The organism is Nostoc sp. NMS7, from assembly GCF_017115085.1.
Taxonomy (GTDB): domain Bacteria; phylum Cyanobacteriota; class Cyanobacteriia; order Cyanobacteriales; family Nostocaceae; genus Nostoc.
The window spans coordinates 1-4,891 of record NZ_JABXKJ010000091.1 but is presented as its reverse complement, the minus strand read 5'-3'; the positions used below and the strand labels follow the sequence as shown (position 1 = coordinate 4,891).

The following is a 4,891-nucleotide window of genomic DNA, read 5'->3' as shown; positions in this document are numbered from 1 at the left end:
GCTTGTTAAATTGGTATATCAACTATTAGTTAAGCATAGCAAGTACTGAAGAACCGTTTCTTTTAATGATAACTGATATCAAAGTTCCCAACCTTGAAGCTCTGGGATTCGGCTTTGGTTGGGTTGCAAGTGATTGTTAGTTAGCATCCCATTCCAACCAGCTTCACCGGGAGAAACTTGTTTGGCTTGGGGTAGTTCAGCCAGTATCTCAGCTATCAAGTCCTCAACTTTTTCATGATCTTTAAAAGCGATGACTACTGTATCGATCGCTCGCAAAAATTCTAAAGGTATTTGCTCGCTATCGCCTACACTCCAATATAATGTAGGTTTGCGCTTTTCTTTGTCAACAGTTGATTCTAAGGCAATGACAGAGAGAACTTCAATCGGGTCACTTAGTAGCACTGCTCTTTCTACTGTGGCATCTGTAGCAATCCAAAAACTACCATTTTTCGTAGCTTCAGAGTTGAGAGTAATGGCGGTGAAGTTACCTGCTGGTTCTAGCTGCTTGGCAAGAGTTGGAAGATCATCGAGTGTACGTTCCACAAATATTGCTTGACCTGTTTGACTTGCATAGAGCCAACCCTTTTCATACAGTTCTGTGAGCAGAGAATTGGGTAAATTGTACTGCTGGCTTAAGTTTAGGCGTATTTGCTCCCAGTTTGTTGGTTCTCGTGTAGGCAAAGGGTTTGTTTGAGTAACTGCTGGCGTGGTATTTTCAACAGCTTGTTCCATAAGTTTCTGAATACGTTTGTCATTCTGTTTTGGAGGTACTGCTGGTGTAAGATTTTCGACAGCTTGCTCCATGAGTTTCTGGATGCGTTTGTCATCCCGCTTGGGACTGTAGTTTACACCTCGATGCTTTTGTAAACCAGAAAAGGTATATGCTTTACCGAGATGCGTACCACTAAAAGCTACACCGTCAAGTTGGTAACTAATGCCTTTGACAATGCCTGTGCGAGTATAACCAACACGGACATTAATACCTTGTTGTTGCGTTCGCTCTATTAACTCTGGCATAGTGGGATGGTCGTAGGTTGCTTGGTCGAGCGATCGCTGGAGTCTCACTCTAACGCTTTCCTCTCCAGTTCTGGCAATGTGCCTACGTTCGCCAGTAGTTGGACTGTGCTTATCTTTTTCCCAACTTGGTTGCACCGATTGCAAATTGTATTCCTGCTCCAACTTGCGAATTACCGTTTCACTTCTGCGATCGTCCCAGCTATCAGAAACTGTAGTGCCATCTAATTGAATGCGACTGGCAGCAATATGTATGTGTTCATGAGTCCGATCAGTATGCCGCACTACGACATATTGGTTCATATCAAAACCCATTGCTTGCAGATACTTTTGGGCGATTTCATCCCAAGTATCATCATCTAAACTCTCCTTATAGGCCAAACTGAGAGAAGCGTGATAAACAGCCCTGCTCACCTTCGGGTTTAATCTTCGAGATATACCAAATTCAGCTGCTAATTCGCGTGGGTTTGTTCCTTCCATATTCCCACCGATTTGTTTTGCTCCATCTTTGCCAAAGAGGTAGTTTAGCAGTCCCCGAAAACTTTTACCTTTGATGTGCTTACCAATCATCCTTCATCTTGTAAATCAGTGATTAAATCAATTTCAGCAATCTCTCGGCGCACCTGTTTCACCAAATCTCTTACCTGTGACAACAATGCTCTATCTACGACCACAGGTTCTCCCATGAGTACTGAAGTATTAATTGCTTTAGCTATTTGGTTGAGATTGTTACCTATTTTCCCCAACTCCCAGTAAGTTTGACCTGCTACTTTGGTGACACGCCTGGGCAATCTATTTTTCAGAGTCTTGGCACGAAACAACTCACTCATAGTGAGATTATTTTCATCTGCCATTAACTGTGCTTTCTCGTATTCTGCCAAAGTCAGTCTAATGTCTATCCTGTGTGAGCGTTTTTGTCGCATTATTGATGCATTAGTCATTAGCTGTTTTAAGTTTGACGACTGCACTATCATTTGTCATTGACCAAGCGGTTATTTACGATTCTGGTTCAATGCCAAAATGCGACGCGAGATCATGAAATGCGATCGCCTACGGCGGGGCGTAGCCCATCGCGCAATTAAAAAGCTAATCCGCCCAAACCTTGCAGAAATTTTCCAAGCTGAGGTTTTTCGTATCATCTTCCCCTCTGTCACGGTGGTTGACCTACTTAGGTAGGGGAACCGTGAAAGGAGGGCAAGTTTGTTGCCGCACCTGGGGGGTGCGTTTTTTCTCTTGAGAAAAAATGTCCGGACAGCAACATAGCTTGCTACTCACCAAAGGTTTTTTTGGGCTACTCAAATTAAAAACATCAGTGGCATTGAGTTGGCATTTAAGTGGCACTGAATTGGCATTTTTTGACCATTTTATTGTCAATAAGCTTAGTTATTGATAAGAATAATATATACATACTGTATGCAGTGGCGTTGAATTGGCACTCAATTGGGATTGAATTGGCGCTCAAGTGACGCTTAAATGGCGTTGAATTGGCATTTGAGTGGCGTATTTTTGAATTCAATAGCACAAAAATAACTACTTGAGAAAATGCAGCAAAAAAATAACCAATGGGCTAATTTTTCGCCTGATAAAAATGGTCAGTGGGTAGATTGGCATGATTTATATTTGCACTTAACTTAAAAGAAAGCTTTTAGGTGAACCACAGTCAATGTCAAACTTGATAGTCAGTTTTGACCCTGGTGCTTCCTTGACCAAGATTGTTTACGAACTAGCAACTGAAGGCAAACCATGTTTGATGACAATGGAACCAGAGATGCTAAAGTTGCCTCAAAGTTCGATTGACGCTTATATGTCAAGTCGCAAGGGTCTGGAATCTCCTAAACCAGCAGATGAAGCCTGGGTGTCAAATCCTGCGGATGGTGATACACAATGTACAGTAGTTGGATTCCTGGCACAGCAGTTTTCAGCATCTGCCAGACTCGATAAGCTCAAGTACGAAACCTCAATTCACAAAGCCCTGGCAGTTATTGGTGCGATCGCTCAACACAACAAATTGCCTAGCAGGTTTTCACTATCACTTACCTCACTACTGCCCTATGGTGAATATCAAAATCGCCAAGCATTTGAGCAACAGTTGCAGTCTGCACTCAAGGATTTTAGGTTTCGGGGTCAAAGGTTGCGGGTGAAACTGGAGCGATTCGAGTGCTTACCCGAAGGTGCGGGATTGGCAATGATTCGCCAACGCCAGAATGGTAAAGAATGGTTTAACGCCCAAACGATCGCAGTGCTGATGTTCGGGCATCGCAATACCAGCCTTCTATTATTTGAACGGGGCAAAATGACGGCGGGTTACACCAATGGACTGGGCTTTCACCAAATGGTAAAGCGAGTAATTGAGCGCACATCTGGACAAGATGCCACTGCTTTGACCTCTGCGATCTATGCAGCCGGTTCAGATATCACGGCTGATAACCAAGCAATTCGCGCTCTAGTCAAAAGTAGAGAACCTAAAAATCTTGATTATGAATTGCAGATGATTGTTAATGCCATTGCTACTGCTAAAGCTGAGTATTGGTCTAGGCTTTACGATTGGCTGGAATCAACTTTACCTGCGGTGAACGAGGTGATCTTAAGTGGTGGCGCAGCATTGTATTTAGAGCAAGAGTTACAAGAGTGCTTTCAAGAAATTTCAACTTATTGGGGTGCTGACCTACAGCAGCAGGTACAAGAAGTATTCAAGGATAAAAGTAATGATTATTGCCATACTTTCCGAGAGCAGGAAGCTTTGTCGTTTAGGTTGATTGATGCGTTTGGTTTGTTTATGCGGTTTAGAGCGCAAATGGAGAAGGTGGCATGACTACAAATAAAAAACAACCCAAAAATAATGACAATAATAGACAGCCCAATAGTAGCGGTAGTCGCAAACTGTCTGAAGGAACTGATACTGACAGAGAAAGACAATATAAAAATTTGACTCTTCGGCTTCGTGCTTACTCAAATACTGTTGATGCAAAGCTAATTATATATTTGCAAAAAGGAAATGGGGTCAGTACTAGCAAAGAGATGGTATTACAGGCATTACGAATGTGTTGGTTGCCTTTAGCATATCAAGCTCAAGCAAATGCGGATGTAGAAATTAGTGATAAAGAGGTGCGCCAGGTAGGGTTAATTTGTTGTCATGCCCTGGAGCAACATTTGGCCTATTTGCGAATGGAACTAGGATTACCGCATAAATCAAGTGATGTTTTGCCTGTACCTCTCAGCACTATGACCAATCCTCAAACGCTTGCTACTATGTTCGGTCTAGAAATTGGTAGTAGCGGTGGTATTGATGATGAAAATGATAGTAATGCTAGCGCTAAAGGTAAAAGTAAAGGCAATGGCAGTAGTAATAGTGACAACCAGCCAAAACACAAAATAGATTCTGATTCCTTCATTCCTGGTGAGGGGTCTTTCTATGATGAAACAGACGATATGTTTGAGAATATTTAAGTATTTATTAATGCACATTTAGTCAAATCACAAAGGAGATTTAAGATGGCAGCAATTCACTTCATGGATGGTGAAAAAGGTGGAGTTGGCAAGTCTTTGTTTGCACGGGTTATGGTGCAATACTGCATTGACAATAAACTCTCTTATGAGTTGGTAGAAGCAGACCAAAGTAATCCAGATGTGGGCGCATTTTACCCAGATAATCATAAAACAGCAGTTTTTAGCGAATCAGAGCGTAAAGCTTACGATGCTGATGAAATTTTTAATTTAGCACTAACAACTTCTGTCATTGTCAATTTACCTGCTCAAGTATACCCAGCAGTAACTGATTGGATTGAGCGTAATCAAATCCTAGAAATTACTGGGAAAAATAAGGTATCCCCTCAATACTTCGGGGTAAGGAGTTATTCTGGCATCCACGACCAACCAA

Annotated in this window: 5 protein-coding genes and 1 pseudogene; 3 read left to right on the top strand and 3 right to left on the bottom strand. The window is 42.1% G+C overall.

Translation table 11 applies throughout. From position 1 onward, the window contains the following. Positions 1-78: 78 nt before the first annotated feature. The 3 genes from HWQ38_RS09340 to HWQ38_RS09330 are packed head-to-tail and all read right to left on the bottom strand — an operon-like array spanning position 79 to position 2,153. Positions 79-1,584: a relaxase/mobilization nuclease domain-containing protein gene (locus HWQ38_RS09340; protein WP_292792541.1), complete on the bottom strand. Its 1,506-nt coding sequence runs from the start codon at positions 1,582-1,584 to the stop codon at positions 79-81. Then, positions 1,581-1,955, bottom strand: coding sequence for a plasmid mobilization relaxosome protein MobC (gene mobC, locus HWQ38_RS09335; RefSeq protein ID WP_223265518.1), 375 nt, complete (start codon positions 1,953-1,955; stop codon positions 1,581-1,583). Before mobC ends, HWQ38_RS09340 begins: the two co-directional genes overlap by 4 nt. Before the next feature lie 51 nt (positions 1,956-2,006). Continuing rightward, complete coding sequence (locus tag HWQ38_RS09330; protein WP_292792538.1) at positions 2,007-2,153, bottom strand: hypothetical protein; 147 nt, start codon at positions 2,151-2,153, stop codon at positions 2,007-2,009. A gap of 524 nt (positions 2,154-2,677) precedes the next feature. On the opposite strand from HWQ38_RS09330, the gene HWQ38_RS09325 reads away from it, so the two are divergent. From HWQ38_RS09325 to HWQ38_RS09315, 3 genes and pseudogenes are all read left to right on the top strand, one after another. Continuing rightward, complete coding sequence (locus HWQ38_RS09325; protein ID WP_292792535.1) at positions 2,678-3,826, top strand: ParM/StbA family protein; 1,149 nt, start codon at positions 2,678-2,680, stop codon at positions 3,824-3,826. Next, positions 3,823-4,461, top strand: a complete 639-nt coding sequence (locus tag HWQ38_RS09320; protein WP_292792533.1) for a hypothetical protein — start codon at positions 3,823-3,825, stop codon at positions 4,459-4,461. Before HWQ38_RS09325 ends, HWQ38_RS09320 begins: the two co-directional genes overlap by 4 nt. Positions 4,462-4,506: 45 nt before the next feature. Further along, positions 4,507-4,891 (top strand): annotated as a pseudogene (locus tag HWQ38_RS09315) (hypothetical protein); the annotation flags it as partial.